The sequence below is a fragment of the Brenneria goodwinii genome (assembly GCF_002291445.1).
GTDB classification, from domain to species: Bacteria; Pseudomonadota; Gammaproteobacteria; order Enterobacterales; family Enterobacteriaceae; genus Brenneria; species Brenneria goodwinii.
Genome location: NZ_CP014137.1, coordinates 113,666 through 130,472 on the forward strand (window position 1 = coordinate 113,666; position 16,807 = coordinate 130,472).

Sequence of the window (16,807 nt, forward strand, 5' to 3'; positions counted from 1 at the left end):
CTATAAAGCGGGTATAGCGGCTTGCTAAGCAGCGCAGCCGCTTTTTTATGGCGGGCTATCCCAGCCCGCTACCCTTACGGGGCGTCGCAAGCGACGTTCGAAAACGCCCGAAGGGCCGTTGTGATGCGGCGTTAAAGCATACTTCAGGCGTTTTGGGGATGGTGTAAGGTTTTATGTTTCAATAATAAGAAGCAAGGATTCTAGATGGCAGATCTGCATTCGTTGTTCATTGCATTTATTCTTGGTGTGGTTGAGGGACTTACTGAGTTTTTACCCGTATCCTCCACCGGTCATATGATTATTGTCGGTCATTGGTTGGGGTTTGCGGATGACAAGGCAAAAACGTTTGAGGTGATCATTCAACTCGGTTCAATTCTGGCGGTCGTCGTGATGTTCTGGCGCCGCCTGTTTGGTCTTATTGGTATCCATTTCGGTCAGGTTCCGCATGAAGGTCATACCGCCGGGCGTTTAAAGCTGAGTCATATCCTGCTGGCGATGATTCCGGCTGTGGTGCTCGGCCTGATTTTTCACGATGTGATCAAATCGCTGTTTGAACCCCGAAATGTCATGTACGCGCTAGTGGTCGGCGGTTTCCTGCTACTGGCGGCGGAATGGTTGAAACCCCGGCATCCGCGGGCGGTTGGGTTGGATGATATTACTCATCGCCAGGCGTTTATGATCGGCTGCTTCCAGTGTTTAGCGCTCTGGCCGGGTTTTTCTCGCTCCGGCGCCACGATTTCCGGCGGGATGCTGGTGGGCGTCAGCCGTTATGCCGCATCGGAGTTCTCTTTCATTCTGGCGGTTCCCATGATGTTGGGCGCGACGGTGCTGGATCTTTATAAGAGCTGGCATTTTCTGTCGCTGGCCGATGTGCCGATGTTCGCCGTGGGCTTTATTACGGCCTTTATCGTGGCGCTGATTGCGATTAAAACCTTTTTGCAGGTTATCAAACGCATCTCTTTCGTTCCTTTCGCGATTTATCGCTTTATCGTCGCGGCGGCGGTGTACATGGTGTTTCTGTAATCCTGCTCGCAAAGTAAAAAAGCCGCGCAGCGGCGCGGCTTCAGACTGTTGACAAAGCCCCTAATATACCTCTGCCATCCTTCACGGCCCCAGCGCGGTCATTCCCGCAGTAGTAGGCGGGAATATCCTGCTGAAACCGTAAACAGCCATTGGCTGATTCCCGCCTACGCGGGAATGACGGGTTTGGGAAGGTTTGTCATCAACCTCGCCGCGCATGGCGCGGCTTTTGCTTATATCGCTGACGGGGCGTTATCCGCCTGTTGCGCTTTCCACCGCTCCAACGCTTTGCTACGGCGGCGATTAAGTTCGTTGCGTACCTCAATGCCCTGAAAACCATCGGCAACGACTTCCGCGCTGGTGACGCCGCGCGCGACGCGAAAAGCTTCGCGCAGATAGTCGCCTTGCGGGTAAGCGGTTTCCTCAAAGCCGGCGCGCCCGCGGGCGTCTGCCTCGCTGGTGATCGCCAACTGTTCCAGCCGCTGCGGTTTACGCCAGACATCCAGGGCGTCAAACAGCTTCAGCAGCGTTTTGGGCTGCAATACCTGAACGGTATGCACCAGATCGTGATATTCCGCGACCAGTTTTGCCAGATCCCGAATATGGTTGGGAATACGCAAGCGCAGGCACAACGCCTCAACCAGCTTCACCCCTGCCGGCCCATGGCCGTGATGGCGCGGCCACAGTTCGGGCGGCGTCAGACCTTTGCCGAGATCGTGACACAGGGTGGCGAAGCGAACGTCAACATCCGGGGTGAGACGGGCGGCGATGGCCAGCGTCATCAGCGTGTGAACGCCGGTATCAATTTCCGGGTGCCATTTGGCCGGCGCCGGGATGCCGTAAAGTTTATCGATTTCAGGAAACAGCACGGCAAGCGCGCCGCAATCTCTGAGTACCTGAAAATAAACCTGCGGGGACGGGGTCGCGAGCGCTTTCTCGGTTTCTTTCCAGACACGCTCCGGCGTCAGGTAGGCAAGCTCCCCCTCATGCGTCATTTTTTGCATCAGCGCCATGGTTTCTTCGGCGATCTGGAAACCCAGGCTGGCGAAGCGGGCGGCAAAACGCGCAACGCGCAATACGCGCAGCGGATCTTCGCTGAATGCGTCGGAAACATGACGCAGCAGGCGATGTTCCAAATCCCGGCGGCCGTGATAGGGATCGATCAACGCCCCCTGTTCCGTGCGGGCTATCGCATTAATGGTTAGATCCCGGCGCAGTAAATCCTGCTCCAGCGTGACATCCGGCGCCGCATGGCAAACAAAACCGGTATAGCCGTTGCCCGATTTCCGTTCGGTACGGGCCAGCGCATATTCCTCATGGCTGACCGGATGCAAAAATACGGGAAAATCTCTTCCTACCTGCTGATAACCCTGAGCCAGCATTTGCTCCGGCGTTGCGCCAACCACTACCCAGTCTCGTTCGGTCACGGGTAAATTAAGCAGACTGTCCCGCACGGCACCGCCGACAAGGTAAATATTCAACGTCGGGCTCCTGTGAATGTATCGTCATATTCATGACATATTACCATTTTTGCGCATTATTACCGTTACAGACAGCGGATAATGCTAACTCATCCAGCGGTCGCTCTTCTTCCGGCGGGGGATAATATGCGGCAGCAGCAGGCCCAACAGAAGTCCGGCGCCAGCCACGCCGCCGCCGTACAGGAACCATTGCAGAATGATGGTTCGCTGTTTATCGTCAAGCTGGACATTCGCGGCGCTGACTTTCTTCTGCGCCACGATGAGCTGGTTTTTTAATTCCTGATTTTCGTTATGTAACCCATTGATAATACCGTCGCTGGCGGCAACTTTTTGCTGCATCTCCGCTGTGCGCTGGTTCCAGGTTTGATCGATATTCTTCAGTTTTTCCGTCAGGTCGTTAACCTGATTTTCCAACTCGGGTACGCGGGTTTTTAGGCTTGGGGTTTCACTCAACTGATCGAGCGGGATCCAACTGGTGCGGTTTCTGTCATCGCGGATTTGTGCGTAGCCCGCTCCTTGATTAACGCTGAGTACCGTCACTTCATCGCCGGCGTTTAGCGTACCCACAATGCGGTATTGATTGCCTGGGCCGCTGTGGATGTAGGTCAGTAACTCATCAGAAATATAACGTTTTTCTTCCGCGTGAGCAGTCAAACTTGAAGCAAAGGTCATTAAGGTAAAACAAATCAGGAGTAATTTCTGCATAAGATCATCAGGTTGCGTGAGTCATAGGATGATAGTAGAGGCTTAAGTCTGACGAGGCAATGATTAAACCTGAATGAGAACTTTCTCACTCTTGGTTCGTCCGGCGTCTCTCCTGGGCGCAGTTCGGTTTTTTTATGGCGCGCCGTCCCTGGCTACTTGTGATGCTACGTCAAAAATTTTTCCCGGAAATCTTTTGTTTGCGCGTGAACATGAATCGAACCGATAGCGGCGCGAGCGGGAATAGCCAAACATCGGAGGATGCGGCAAAGGTGGCAAGGTGAAGTAAAATATTATCTACTAACGGAATTGGCGCCAAACCCGATGTGGGAAATGTTATGAGTGAAGAGATTGAACTGAAATTTATTGTTCGCCCCGACAACGTTGATTCGCTGCGCAAGCAGCTATCCGTCTGGCAGAGTGAGTACAGTCATGCTGAACATATGCATGCCCAGCGGCTGTCGAATATCTATTATGAGACGGCAGACCACTTCCTGCGCCAACAGGGTATCGGTCTGCGCATTCGCGGTGAGAACGAACGTTATGAAATGACGGTGAAAACCGCCGGTAAAGTGATTGGCGGGCTGCATCAGCATCCTGAATATAATGTGCCGCTGGAAAAAGCGGCGTTGGATCTTGGTCTGCTTCCGGCGGATATCTGGCCTGAAAATTGCGATCCCGCGGAGCTTCAACAATCCCTTAAGCCGCTGTTCAGCACCGACTTTACCCGGGAGAAGTGGGTAGTCACTTATCATCAAAGCGTGATTGAAGTTGCCCTTGACCGTGGCGAGATTCGCGCGGGCGAGCTTAGTGAACCGCTGAACGAACTTGAAATGGAGCTCAAGCTGGGGCAGACCTCGGATCTGTTTGAACTGGCGGCGGAAATCGCCGAGTTCGGCGGCCTGCGTCAAGGGAGTCTCAGTAAAGCCGCCCGTGGGTATCATCTGGCGAAAGGCAATCCGCCGCGCGAGTGCCGCCCGGCCGGTATCCTTGTTCTGGAGCCGAAAACCAATATCGATCAGGCGATCGGCGCGGCATTGGAGTACGCGCTGGGCTATTGGCAGTATCATGAAGAGCTGTGGGTACGCGGCAACATTGAGGCCCGTCACGCATTGCCGCAGGCCGGCGCGCTGATGCGCGAAATGCTGGTACTGGTCGGCGGCGTGATCCCCCGTAAGGTAACGACCCTTTTTCGGGCCGCGCTCACCAGCCTGGAGGATAAAGTGCAGGGACCCGGAGATGCGGAGTCGCTATGCTACGGCGTGGAATACTTACAAAGTAAGTTGGTGCTTACCTCATGGCTGGTGGAGGCCGGCTGGCGCAGCCATCTGGATAATAAAGAGCGTATCAAGTTACTGGGCTCCTACAAACGCTTTGCCGATATCATGTTGGGACGCAGCGCCGCCGAGCTGAAACACACCTTCGGCGGCCCCCTGAGCGACGTTCAATATGTCCAGCAGTTGCCTCGTTTACAGCGCAATATTTGTGCTCTTCAACTGTTATCCGGCGCGTATCCGGCTGAACAGGCGGAGGCATATATCGAGCGCTGGCGCGCGCTAATCGAGGCGGTTGAACAACTGTCAGACGATCAATCGCCGTCGCCGTATCTGGAAACCTGCCGCAAACAAGCATTGGCTCAGTCACCATTCTGGTTACACAGCGCCGGGAATTAACCGTTAACTGCGCTCACCCGCTATTGACGGCGGGTGACATCTCAAAGGAATCATCATGTCGACACGTCCTTTGCCGTCTTTACCTTCATTACTGGCGGAACAGTCTCAACGGGTTCTACTCCGTCTGCAGGAAGCCGCTGCCGATCTTGCCCCGGCAACGGAGGGCGATCTTGCCGTACTGGCGATGAGCGATTTTGTCGGTGATGCGCTGATTCGCTATCCGGACTGGTGGCGGGATCTTCATCGTCAGCCGCCGCAGCCCGAAGAGTGGCGGCATTATTCCGACTGGTTGAACCAGGATCTGGCCGAGGCGCATGATGAAACGGCGCTGATGAACGTTCTGCGGCGGTTTCGCCGTCGCATGTTGGTGCGGATTGCCTGGTCGCAGGCGTTACGCACCAGCACCACGGAGCAGACATTGCGGCAGCTCAGCGAACTGGCGGAAACCTTGATTGTTGCGGCCCGCAGTTGGTTGTATCAGGCCTGCTGCCGGGATTGGGGCACGCCCGTCAATGAGCAAGGCATTCCCCAACCGCTGCTTATCCTGGGAATGGGCAAGCTAGGCGGCGGCGAGCTGAATTTTTCTTCCGATATTGACCTGATTTTTGTCTATCCGGAGAACGGTCAAACGCAGGGCGGGCGGCGCGAGCTGGATAATGCGCAGTTTTTTACCCGTTTAGGTCAGCGGCTGATTAAGGTGCTGGATCAGCCCACGGTTGATGGCTTTGTGTATCGTGTCGACATGCGGCTGCGCCCGTTTGGCGAGAGCGGTCCGCTGGTGCTGAGTTTTGCCGCGATGGAGGACTATTACCAGGAACAGGGAAGGGACTGGGAGCGCTATGCAATGGTAAAAGCCCGTCTGCTGGGCGGAATGGACGATGAATATAGCCAGGAATTACGCCGAACTCTGCGGCCTTTCGTCTTCCGGCGTTATATCGATTTCAGCGTGATTCAGTCGCTGAGGAACATGAAGGGGATGATTGCCCGCGAAGTCCGCCGGCGTGATTTGCGCAACAACATCAAGCTGGGCGCGGGCGGTATTCGTGAAATTGAGTTTATCACTCAGGTCTTCCAACTGATCCGCGGCGGCCGTGAGCCGGGGCTGCAGGAAAGGGCGCTATTGCCGACGTTGCGTCATATTGGGGAACTGGGATTATTGGCGCAGCCGCAGGTGACTGAACTTAGCGAGACGTACTGCTTCTTGCGCCGGCTGGAAAATCTTCTGCAGGCGATTGCCGATGAGCAAACGCAGACCTTGCCGGACGATGAACTCAATCAATCGCGGCTGGCGTGGGGCATGGGATTTGATGGCTGGGCGATGTTGCAACAGGCGCTGTTGCGGCACACGCAGTCCGTGCGCCGCGTGTTTGACGACTTAATCGGCGACGACGTGCCGGATAATCATGATATTCCCGAACACGACAGCTATTGCAGCCTGTGGCAGGATATGCTGGATTATGCCGATCTGGCTTTGCTTACGCCGCATCTGACGGAGAGCGTGCGGGAGAGGTTGCTGCGCGAGATTGTTGATTTTCATCATGATGTCGCCAAACGCACCATCGGCCCGCGCGGTCGAGAGGTGCTCGACCAACTGATGCCCAATCTGCTGGCGGAAGTGTGCGCCCGGCAGGAGGCCGATATCATTTTATCGCGCCTGACTCCGCTGCTGCTGGGGATTGTTACCCGCACCACCTATCTGGAATTGCTGCTGGAGTCGCGGCCCGCCTTGGCACAACTGGTTCGGCTGTGCGCGGCCTCGCCGATGGTGGCCGGTCAACTGGCGCGTTATCCATTACTGCTTGATGAATTGCTCGATCCCGCCACCCTCTATCAACCCACCGCGCCGGGAGCTTATGCCGATGAATTGCGTCAGTATCTGATGCGCGTGCCGGAAGACGATGAAGAGCAACAACTGGAGGCGGTACGCCAGTACAAACAGGCTCAGCTGCTGCGCATTGCCGCCGGGGATATCGCGGGCGTGCTACCGGTAATGAAAGTGAGCGATCACTTAACCTATCTGGCTGAAGCGATCATCGCCGCGGTTGTGCAACAGGCATGGTCGCTGATGGTCGCGCGTTACGGCCAGCCGTCGCATTTGCACCAGCGCAAGGGACGCGGTTTTGCGGTTATCGCCTATGGCAAGCTGGGCGGCTGGGAATTAGGCTACGGCTCTGATCTGGATCTGGTTTTCCTGCTGGATTGCCCGTCTGACGTCATGACCGATGGCGAACGCAGCATTGACGGCCGCCAGTTTTATCTCCGGCTGGCGCAACGCGTGATACATCTGTTCAGCACACGCACTTCATCCGGCATTCTGTATGAGGTGGATGCGCGTCTGCGGCCTTCCGGAGCGGCGGGGATGCTGGTCAGCACGGTTGACGCCTTTGATGATTATCAGCGTAACGAAGCCTGGACCTGGGAGCATCAGGCGCTGGTGCGGGCGCGCATGGTTTACGGCGAAAGCGGCATACAGCAACAGTTTGAAACCATTCGGCGCAATATTCTCGGCCGCGAGCGCGATCCCGACAAGCTGCGCGCCGAGGTTCGTGAAATGCGCGAGAAAATGCGGCAGCATCTGGCGAACAAAGACAAAAACCTGTTTGATCTGAAAACGGACGCCGGCGGGATCACCGACATTGAGTTTATCGTCCAATATCTGGTGCTGCGCTATGCTTCACAGCAACCCGGCCTGACCCGTTGGTCGGATAATGTGCGCATTCTTGACATGATGGCGCAGTACGGCGTGATGGATGAACGTGAGGCTGAGGCGCTCAAACAGGCTTACGTCACGATGCGCAATGAGCTACACCATCTGGCGCTGCAGGAGATCTCCGGCCGGGTGAGTCAGGATAAGTTTATGGCTGAACGCCAACAGGTTTTACAAAGTTGGAGCAAATGGCTGGGTTGAGAGGCGCTTCGCATTCTGTTTAACCGGGAAGCGCTTTTTGCTGGTAATAACCGGCCCTGTGATATTATGACGCGCATTATGCGAAATGAGCTTGGAGTATGGGATGAAAGTTACGCTGCCTGATTTCCGCCATGCGGGCATATTAGTGGTTGGGGATGTCATGCTGGACCGCTACTGGTATGGGCCGACCAGCCGGATTTCACCAGAGGCGCCGGTGCCTGTGGTGAAGGTGGATACGATAGAAGAGCGCCCGGGCGGGGCCGCCAACGTGGCGATGAATATTGCATCCCTGGGCGCGCTTTCCCGCTTGGTCGGCCTGACGGGGATTGACGACGCCGCACGCGCTCTGAGCAGTAAACTTAACGAAGTCAACGTTAAGTGTGATTTCGTCTCCGTGCCGACGCATCCGACGATTACCAAACTGCGCGTGTTGTCGCGCAATCAGCAGTTGATCCGGCTGGATTTTGAAGAGGGTTTTGACGGCGTCGATCCGCAGCCGATGATTGAGCGTATCCAGCAGGCGCTGCCGAATATCGGCGCGCTGGTGCTTTCCGATTACGCGAAAGGCGCGCTCACTCATGTACAGGCGATGGTGCAGACGGCAAAAGCGGCGGGCGTACCGGTATTGATCGATCCGAAAGGCACGGATTTTTCCCGCTATCGGGGGGCGACGCTATTGACGCCTAATCTGTCGGAATTCGAGGCGGTGGTCGGACGTTGTCAAAATGAAGAAGAACTGGTGGCGCGCGGCATGCAACTGGTGGCGGATTACGATCTGTCCGCTCTGCTGATCACGCGTTCCGAACAGGGCATGACGCTGCTGCAACCGGGTCAAGCGCCGTTGAATCTGCCGACGCAGGCGCAGGAAGTGTATGACGTGACCGGGGCGGGTGATACGGTTATCGGCGTGTTGGCCGCGGCGCTGGCCGCCGGCAATCCGCTGGAAGAGGCCTGTTTCCTGGCTAATGCTGCGGCTGGCGTGGTGGTCGGCAAACTGGGAACCTCAACGGTAACGCCGATCGAACTGGAAAATGCCATTCGCGGCCGCTCGGAAATCGGATTCGGCGTAATGAGCGAGCAGCAATTGAAAGAGGCGGTTGAACGGGCGCGCCAGCGCGGCGAAAAGATCGTCATGACCAACGGCTGTTTCGATATTCTGCATGCGGGGCACGTCTCCTATCTTTCCAATGCCCGCAAACTTGGCGATCGCCTGATTGTCGCCGTGAATAGCGATGCCTCAACCCGGCGTCTGAAAGGGCCGAGCCGGCCGGTTAATCCGCTGCCGCAGCGCATGATCGTGCTGGGAGCGTTGGAGTCCGTCGACTGGGTGGTGGCGTTTGAGGAAGATACGCCGCAGCGTCTGATCGCCGAAATCTTACCGGATATTCTGGTCAAGGGCGGTGATTATCAGCCGCATGAAATCGCGGGCAGCGAAGAGGTATGGGCCAACGGCGGCGAAGTTAAAGTGCTGAATTTTGAAGACGGCTGTTCCACCACCAACATTATCAACGCCATTAAAGCCGGTAAGTCTGAATAATTGACTGAAACAAGTATGAATCCATTGAATATAGCGTCAGCCGAAGTACGTGAGGCAACCTCACGGATAGCAGAATTGCGCGCCTTATTGCGCCATCATGAATATAAGTATCACGTGGAGGATGCGCCGGAAATTCCCGATGCCGAGTATGACCGGCTGATGCGTGAGCTGAAAAATCTGGAAGAGACCTACCCGCAACTGGTGACGGCTGATTCGCCGACGCAGCGGGTCGGCGCCGCGCCGCTTGCGGCGTTCGAGCAGGTTCATCATGAAGTGCCGATGCTGTCGCTGGATAACGTATTTGATGAAGAAAGCTATCTGGCATTTAATAAGCGTATTGGCGATCGGTTGAAAAGCGAAGAAGACCTGACCTTCTGCTGTGAGTTGAAGTTGGACGGTCTGGCCGTCAGTCTGCTGTACGAAGACGGCGTGCTGGTGCGCGCGGCGACGCGCGGCGACGGCACTACCGGGGAAAATATTACCTCCAACATTCGCACCATCGGCGCGATACCGCTTCGTTTGGTCGGGGATAACATTCCACGCCGTCTGGAAGTGCGCGGTGAAGTTTTCATGAAGCACGGCGGCTTCGAGAAACTCAACGAAGAAGCGCGCCGTACCGGCGGTAAAGTTTTTGCTAACCCGCGGAATGCCGCGGCGGGTTCGTTGCGCCAGCTCGATCCCCGCATTACGGCCAAACGCCCGCTGACTTTCTTCTGTTATGGCTGGGGCCTGTTGGAAGGAGGCGCGTTGCCGAATAGCCATTGGCAGCGCCTGATGCAATTTAGAGAGTGGGGTTTACCCGTTAGCGACCGTATTAAGCTCTGCACCGGTAGTCAGGAAGTGCTGGATTTTTATCGTCATATCGAAGAGGTGCGTGGCTCGCTGGGTTTTGATATTGATGGCGTGGTCATCAAGGTAGACGATTTGGCCCTGCAGGATCGTTTGGGATTTGTCGCTCGTGCGCCGCGTTGGGCCGTGGCGTTTAAATTTCCCGCGCAGGAGCAATTGACCTGGGTACGTGATGTCGAGTTTCAGGTCGGCCGTACCGGCGCGATTACGCCGGTGGCGCGTCTGGAGCCGGTAGCCGTGGCGGGAGTCGTGGTCAGCAATGCGACGTTGCATAATGCCGATGAGATCGAACGCCTTGGATTACAGATCGGCGATCGGGTGATTGTGCGCCGCGCTGGCGACGTCATTCCGCAGATTGTCGGCGTGGTGGAGTCGGAACGTCCGCAAAACACTCGCCCCATCCTGTTCCCCACCGCCTGTCCGGTTTGCGGTTCTGATGTGGAGCGTATCGAAGGCGAGGCGGTTACCCGCTGTACCGGCGGTCTGATTTGCGGCGCGCAGCGTAAAGAGTCTCTGAAGCACTTTGTTTCCCGCCGGGCGCTGGATGTGGATGGTTTGGGCGATAAGATCATCGATCAACTGGTGGAAAAAGAGTACGTCAAAACCCCGGCCGATCTTTTCCGCCTGAGCGCCGGGATATTAACCGGCCTTGATCGCATGGGGCCGAAGTCGGCGCAAAACCTGGCCAACGCGTTGGAAAAAGCAAAAAATACCACGCTGGCGCGATTCCTATATGCGTTGGGGATCCGCGATGTGGGGGAAGCGACGGCGGCCAATCTGGCGGCCCATTTCGGTTCGCTTGATGCGCTGTTCGCCGCGGATGAAGAGGCGTTACAGGAGGTTTCTGATGTGGGGACGGTGGTTGCTACCCACGTGCGTCATTTCCTTGAGGAAGAGCACAATCAACAGGTGATCCGCGAGTTAACCGATCCTGACGGCATCAATATTCACTGGCCAGCGCCGACGGTGGTCAAAGCCGAAGAGATCGACAGCCCGTTTGCGGGTAAGACGTTGGTGCTGACCGGCTCTCTGAGTATCCTGTCCCGTGATGAGGCCAAAGATCGGCTGACGGCATTGGGCGCGAAGGTGAGTGGCAGCGTATCGAAGAAGACCGATATGGTCATTGCTGGCGAAGCGGCCGGTTCCAAGCTGACAAAAGCGCAGGAGTTGGGGATCCCGGTGATTGATGAAGCTGAAATGATTCGTTTGCTGGGAGAGTAAGCGGTGGAAAAAGAAGACCTGATTGAGATTGCCAATATGCAGATGCCGTTTGGTAAATATCAAGGGCGTGCTCTGATCGATCTCCCGGAAGAGTACCTGCTGTGGTTCGCCCGTAAGGGCGAATTTCCGCAAGGGCGTTTGGGCGAGTTGATGCAAATTACGTTGGCCATCAAGATAGAAGGTCTGCAAGGACTGGTTAAGCCATTGAAAAATAGTCGCAAGGCATGATTTTACCTCATGCCTTGTTGCCTATACCCGCCATTCGACGTTAGATATAAACGTTAATTTGGTTCTCTTCCGTCGGACGATTAACGCCATCGGCCTGGGCTGAAAGACTATTCTTATCAGCTTCGGTGTCTGTTACTGACTGTTGCGCCTGGGCGCTTTGCTGGGCCTGCTGGGCTTCAAGTTGAGCGATCTGCGCCTCAATAGCCTGGATCTGGGCTTGTAACATTTGGCTTTGCGTCGCCGCTGTCTCTGAGTCCCCGGATGAGCTTGATACGCTCTCAAGCTGTTCCGTCAGTTTTTCTAGTTGCTGATTTAGTTTGTTAATCTTCTGAGTATAGCTTTGTGAATCGCTACCCGCAGATGACGTTACCGATGAAACCGCACTGATGCTGGACATTTCTCCTCCTGATAAAAATCACACCGCGTGTAAATTTATTATCGGTAAATACGTTTTCGTATTGAGGATAATTGGGTTGTGAAGACGAAGGGTTATCGTCAAAATTTAGCAATACTTGTAACAAGACGTGTTTTTCTCTCATTTTGTTGCCGTCTTGCCGAAGTTCCGTTTGTACTGCAAATGATATTTCTGCCGCGTATTTTTATGATGACATTACACGTAAAGATCGAGCCGATGATTTCCCGATGCGGCCGTGACCGTGTTCTGGGTTTCCGATACGTTGGCGCCTGTCGTCGGCGGAGGAACCGCTTGCCCCTGTTGCAACGCGGATACCTGGGACTGGAGCGCGACCAACTGCGCCTGGATAATCTGTCTCTGTTCCTGGATTTGCATACTATTCTGGCTATCGTCTCCACTGACGGAGGTGGTGCTGAGTTGCGATAGCTTTTCGTTAAGATTATTAATGCGTTGATTAAGCTGTGTAACCTGTTGGTCGACATCATTAGCAGTGCTAGATGTTATCGGCGCAATAGAAGAAACCAGAGCCAGAGAATTGGAATATGTAGACATCGTTTTATCCTCAACGTAAAAATTCCTGACGGCAACTTTACGATTATCGGTCAAATTTCCCCCAACTTTAATTTTAGAAACAGTAATCAACGGCCATAGACATTAATCGCGCTATTTAAGCGCTTCGACTGGTTGTTCAGCTCTTCGGCGGTTTCTGTCGATTGTGTAACCATATCGGTATTGCGCTGCGTCATCTCTTCGATATGGGCGATTGATGTATTGATCAATTCCAACGCAGATGTTTGCTCATGAGCGGCATTACTGATCTCTTTGATCATCGTAGAAACTTGCAGTACTTCATGCACCATATTGCTGATATGTTTGCTGGCGTTTTCCACCATATTCCCACCGGATTTAACGCTTTTAACGTTGTCGTCGATCAGCGCTTTGATCTCTTTGGCGGCGGATGCCGAGTGTTGCGCCAGATTGCGGACTTCGGCGGCCACCACGGCGAACCCCTTACCCTGCACCCCGGCGCGAGCCGCTTCAACGGCGGCATTCAAGGCAAGAATATTGGTCTGAAAGGCAATACTGTCGATCACGCTGATAATATCGACGATTTTATTACTGGCATTGGAAATCGAATCCATCATGCCGATGGTTTCCTTCATGATTTCCCCGCCTTTGATGGCGGTACGGCTGGCGGTTTCCGCCATTTGTGTGGCCTGTGAGGCGGTTTCAGAACTTTGCTGAACCGCGGCGGTAATTTGCTCTATGGCCGCGGCCGTCTGTTGCAGGTTAGCGGATGTTTCTTCCGTCCGGGTATTCAGCGCGATGTTATTTTCGGCCAGTTTTTGACTGACATCCGTCATCCCGTTTACCTGGGTACTGACATCATCAACCAGCGAGCGCAGGTTGAGCCCGAATTGGTTGATGGCCCGCAGCAGTAGGCCGAGCTCATCAACCCGATTCAGTCGTATAGGTTTTGCTTTACGGCCTGAGACGACATGCTGCGCCTGTTTCAGTATCGTTTTTAGCGGTCGGGTAATTTGCCGTTGCAGAAAGGTATCCAACAGCAGGATTAACGGCAGAGTAATGGCCGTTAGCCAAATCGGGTTCACGCCGGCAACAGAGAGTAAAACCGGAATTATTCCGGCAGTCAGCACCGCCAGACGCAGGCGCCAGCGAACGGACAATTTTTGTAATATTGATAACGGGGAGAATATGCCGCTTCGAACCACTAATCCTTTATATAGCTTACGATTCCCGGCCTGCTTTTTCTTCATTGCAGCATACAGAGGTTCAGCCTGTTTGATTTCATCCGCGCTCGGCGTATTGCGCACGGAGATATAACCCGTTAATTGATTTTGATGATAGACCGGTGTGACATTCGCCCGAACCCAATAATAGTCGCCATTGTTACGTCTGTTTTTTACCAGTCCGGTCCAGCTATCGCCTTGCTTTAAGGTCGACCACATATCAGCGAACGCTTCGACGGGCATATCCGGATGGCGTACAATATTGTGCGGTTGGTTGATTAATTCGGATTCAGCGAAACCGCTGACGTTGATAAATGCAGAATTAGCGTAAGTAATATGACTATCTTTATCCGTTGTGGACATCAATGTCGTATCCATATCCAACAGATATTCCTGCTGTGTGACAGGCGTATTTAATCTCATCAGAAACCCCTGAGTGTTCATACCCTTATTTATTTGAAGTTTCAGCATTTTTCCGTTAACGATAATCCCTCGTTTGACGGTTTATACTCGTCATATTGCAAACTGCGGGTGCGTGGTTCTCCTGCAACTTGAATTATTTAGCGTATGACAGAGTGATAAACACGCGGGACTCATTAGCGTTTCTTACTGAAAATCCAGTTTTTGGGTATATTGTTGTGTAAGTTAGTCAATATTCAAAATATTCCCCATCTTTCACAAGTTACCGCCATGTTGGCGTATCGTGAAATTTATGGAGAATAAATACCGTTTATTGTAATAAACGGGCTGTCAATTTTTATGACGCTTGACGTTCAGACCCGATTTTTCTTTTTAATATCAGTGCCTGAATATATTCACTGCCTTGTCAAGTATTGTAAATTTATGATGAGGAGGATCCTGATGTCAATGAATTCGTTTAATTATTATTAAATCAATGATGGAAGGGCATTATTAAAACAAGCAAGTGGAAATGATAAGCCTATTCAATTAAATGGATGACGGGTAGACGGGGAAAAGGATAACGGCGCTTATTTGTTAAATATTGCTATGCAATGGTTTTTTTATTTCTCTTTAAATGTTGCTAATTATGTTTTTTCTACGGATTTATCCGCCATTCAGCAAAAATGAACGTTGGCTATATTGATCCCACATCAAAAACGGTAATAAATATACTCTAAATAATTCGAGTTGCAGGAAGGCGGCAAGGGAAGGAATCCCGATGAGCTTACTCAGGTAAGTGATTCGGGTGACTGAGCGCAGCCAACGCACATGCAACTTGAAGTATGACGAGTATAAAATGGCCGGAATTTGTTCCGGCCATAAGTGGGAATATTTCAATCAGGTAACTGGCGCCGGGTTGAAAACGGATAATGCATTGTGAATGCCCCATTGATCGGACCAGGTCTTCTTCCGGCCGCTGGCGATGTCCAGAATGAAGTGGAAAAGTTGCCAACCGACATCTTCAATGGTGGCGTCGCCTGTGGCGATGGTGCCGGCATCAATGTCCATCAGGTCGTACCAACGATTCGCCAGTGCGGTACGGGTAGCCATTTTTATAACGGGAACGGCCAGCAGTCCGTAAGGCGTGCCGCGGCCGGTGGTAAATACCTGGACGGTGATGCCGGAGGCAAGCTGTTGCGTGCCGCAAACAAAATCACTGGCCGGCGTCGCCGCGTAAATCAGGCCGCGTTTGCTGGGGCGCTGTCCCGGAGAAAGCACTTCCACAATGGCGCTGGTGCCTGATTTGGCAATAGAACCCAGCGCTTTTTCCACCACGTTGGCCAGGCCGCCTTTTTTATTGCCGGGCGAGGGGTTGGCGCTGCGGTCGGTCTGGCCGCTATCGAGGTAGTTATCATACCAGGCCATTTCTTCCAGCAGGCGTTTGCCGACTTCTTCATTGATGGCCCGCGGCGTCAGCAAATGAATGGCGTCCCGCACCTCGGTAACTTCGGAAAACATTACGGTGGCGCCGCAGCGCACCAGCAGGTCGGAGGCGAATCCGACGGCCGGATTTGCCGTCACGCCGGAAAATGCATCGCTGCCGCCGCACTGCATACCGACCACCAGCTCAGAGGCGGGGCAGGTTTCACGCTGACGTTTGTTCAACTGCTGAAGGTGCCGATCGGCCATGGTCAGAATATCGTCCACCATCGACTTAAAGCCGACGTGGTGTTCATCCTGCAAGCGTACGATACTGCAATCATCCAGCGAGATGGCCTGCACATCCGGCGTTCCTTCCAGCAGGCGCTCCGGCTGCAATTTCTCACAACCCAAGCCGACAATCAGCACCTCGCCGCCAAAGTTAGGATTCAGCGCCAGATTATGAATAGTGCGGATCGGCACGACCGCCGCCGGAGCATTGATGGCCACGCCGCAGCCGTAGAGGTGATTGAGTGCGACAACGCCATCGACATTCGGATATTTAGGCAGCAAATCCCGCTCAATGATTTTAACCACATAGTCAACCACGCCCGCCACGCAGTGTACGCTGGTGGTAATGCCAAGCAGGTTTTTCGTGCCGATGCTGCCGTCCGGATTACGGTAGCCTTCAAAGGTATACCCCTCCAGCGGCGGCAGCTCGACGGGAACTTTGGTCGCCAGCGGCAGCGTTTCCAGCGCCGGGGCTTTAGGCAATTCGACCAGTGATTCATCAATCCAACTGCCCTGCGGGATATCCTTTACGGCATAGCCAATAATTTCGCCGTAGCGAATAATGGGGCTGGATTTGGCAATATTGACCAGGGCGACTTTGTGTCCTTGCGGTATGTGCTCAATTAATTCCAGTCCAGTATCAAATCGGGTGCCTGCACGTAAGCCATTATCATTGACAATGATGGCTACATTATCGTCCTGGTGAACTTTAATGTAGAACGCCTGCGTGGAATTCTGTGTATTCTGCGACATAACGTCTCCAGTTAATTTTTATTTTAGAAAACCAGTCTTGTTATCGTTAGGGCAATATGAATTATGTAATCATAATATCTGAAATTCTCAGCGACTGAATTGTGCAGTTGAATAATATTTCAAACTTTAAATGGTGGATAGTCTGGCGATTACCCAT

At 53.7% G+C, this 16,807-nt stretch carries 12 protein-coding genes; 6 read left to right on the plus strand and 6 right to left on the minus strand.

All coding sequences use genetic code 11. From position 1 onward, the window contains the following. Positions 1-204: 204 nt before the first annotated feature. Positions 205-1,023: an undecaprenyl-diphosphate phosphatase gene (bacA, locus tag ACN28R_RS00530; protein WP_048637642.1), complete on the plus strand. Its 819-nt coding sequence runs from the start codon at positions 205-207 to the stop codon at positions 1,021-1,023. 230 nt (positions 1,024-1,253) lie between these two features. Here bacA and ACN28R_RS00535 read toward each other — a convergent pair whose 3' ends face one another. After that, positions 1,254-2,501: a multifunctional CCA addition/repair protein gene (locus ACN28R_RS00535; protein WP_095833280.1), complete on the minus strand. Its 1,248-nt coding sequence runs from the start codon at positions 2,499-2,501 to the stop codon at positions 1,254-1,256. Between the two features lie 84 nt (positions 2,502-2,585). Further along, on the minus strand, positions 2,586-3,206 hold the full coding sequence (locus ACN28R_RS00540) for a TIGR04211 family SH3 domain-containing protein (protein ID WP_048637644.1): 621 nt from the start codon (positions 3,204-3,206) through the stop codon (positions 2,586-2,588). Between the two features lie 335 nt (positions 3,207-3,541). Between ACN28R_RS00540 and ACN28R_RS00545 the strand changes: the two genes are divergently transcribed. From ACN28R_RS00545 to ACN28R_RS00565, 5 genes are all read left to right on the plus strand, one after another. After that, positions 3,542-4,876: a CYTH domain-containing protein gene (locus tag ACN28R_RS00545; protein WP_095833281.1), complete on the plus strand. Its 1,335-nt coding sequence runs from the start codon at positions 3,542-3,544 to the stop codon at positions 4,874-4,876. A 70-nt stretch (positions 4,877-4,946) separates the two neighbouring features. Further along, positions 4,947-7,784, plus strand: coding sequence for a bifunctional [glutamate--ammonia ligase]-adenylyl-L-tyrosine phosphorylase/[glutamate--ammonia-ligase] adenylyltransferase (gene glnE, locus ACN28R_RS00550; RefSeq protein WP_472297958.1), 2,838 nt, complete (start codon positions 4,947-4,949; stop codon positions 7,782-7,784). Between the two features lie 103 nt (positions 7,785-7,887). Then, entirely contained in the window at positions 7,888-9,321 is a 1,434-nt protein-coding gene (gene hldE / locus ACN28R_RS00555) for a bifunctional D-glycero-beta-D-manno-heptose-7-phosphate kinase/D-glycero-beta-D-manno-heptose 1-phosphate adenylyltransferase HldE (RefSeq protein WP_095833283.1), read from the plus strand. A gap of 15 nt (positions 9,322-9,336) precedes the next feature. Next, a complete protein-coding gene (gene ligA / locus ACN28R_RS00560) occupies positions 9,337-11,391 on the plus strand; it encodes an NAD-dependent DNA ligase LigA (RefSeq protein ID WP_095833284.1) in 2,055 nt (684 codons plus the stop codon). A 3-nt stretch (positions 11,392-11,394) separates the two neighbouring features. Then, positions 11,395-11,619: a DUF3820 family protein gene (locus ACN28R_RS00565; protein WP_048637649.1), complete on the plus strand. Its 225-nt coding sequence runs from the start codon at positions 11,395-11,397 to the stop codon at positions 11,617-11,619. 40 nt (positions 11,620-11,659) lie between these two features. On the opposite strand, the gene ACN28R_RS00570 is transcribed toward ACN28R_RS00565, so the two are convergent. The 4 genes from ACN28R_RS00570 to garD form a co-directional block, all read right to left on the minus strand. Continuing rightward, positions 11,660-12,016, minus strand: a complete 357-nt coding sequence (locus ACN28R_RS00570) for a FlxA-like family protein (RefSeq protein WP_048637650.1) — start codon at positions 12,014-12,016, stop codon at positions 11,660-11,662. A gap of 213 nt (positions 12,017-12,229) precedes the next feature. Next, positions 12,230-12,586, minus strand: coding sequence for a FlxA-like family protein (locus ACN28R_RS00575; protein ID WP_095833285.1), 357 nt, complete (start codon positions 12,584-12,586; stop codon positions 12,230-12,232). An 86-nt stretch (positions 12,587-12,672) separates the two neighbouring features. Further along, positions 12,673-14,208 (minus strand): methyl-accepting chemotaxis protein, encoded by a 1,536-nt coding sequence (locus ACN28R_RS00580; protein WP_183096811.1) that lies wholly within the window; start codon positions 14,206-14,208, stop codon positions 12,673-12,675. 876 nt (positions 14,209-15,084) lie between these two features. Then, positions 15,085-16,650 carry a galactarate dehydratase gene (gene garD / locus ACN28R_RS00585; RefSeq protein ID WP_095833286.1) on the minus strand — a complete coding sequence of 522 codons (1,566 nt, stop codon included), beginning with the start codon at positions 16,648-16,650 and terminating at the stop codon, positions 15,085-15,087. Positions 16,651-16,807: the final 157 nt, after the last annotated feature.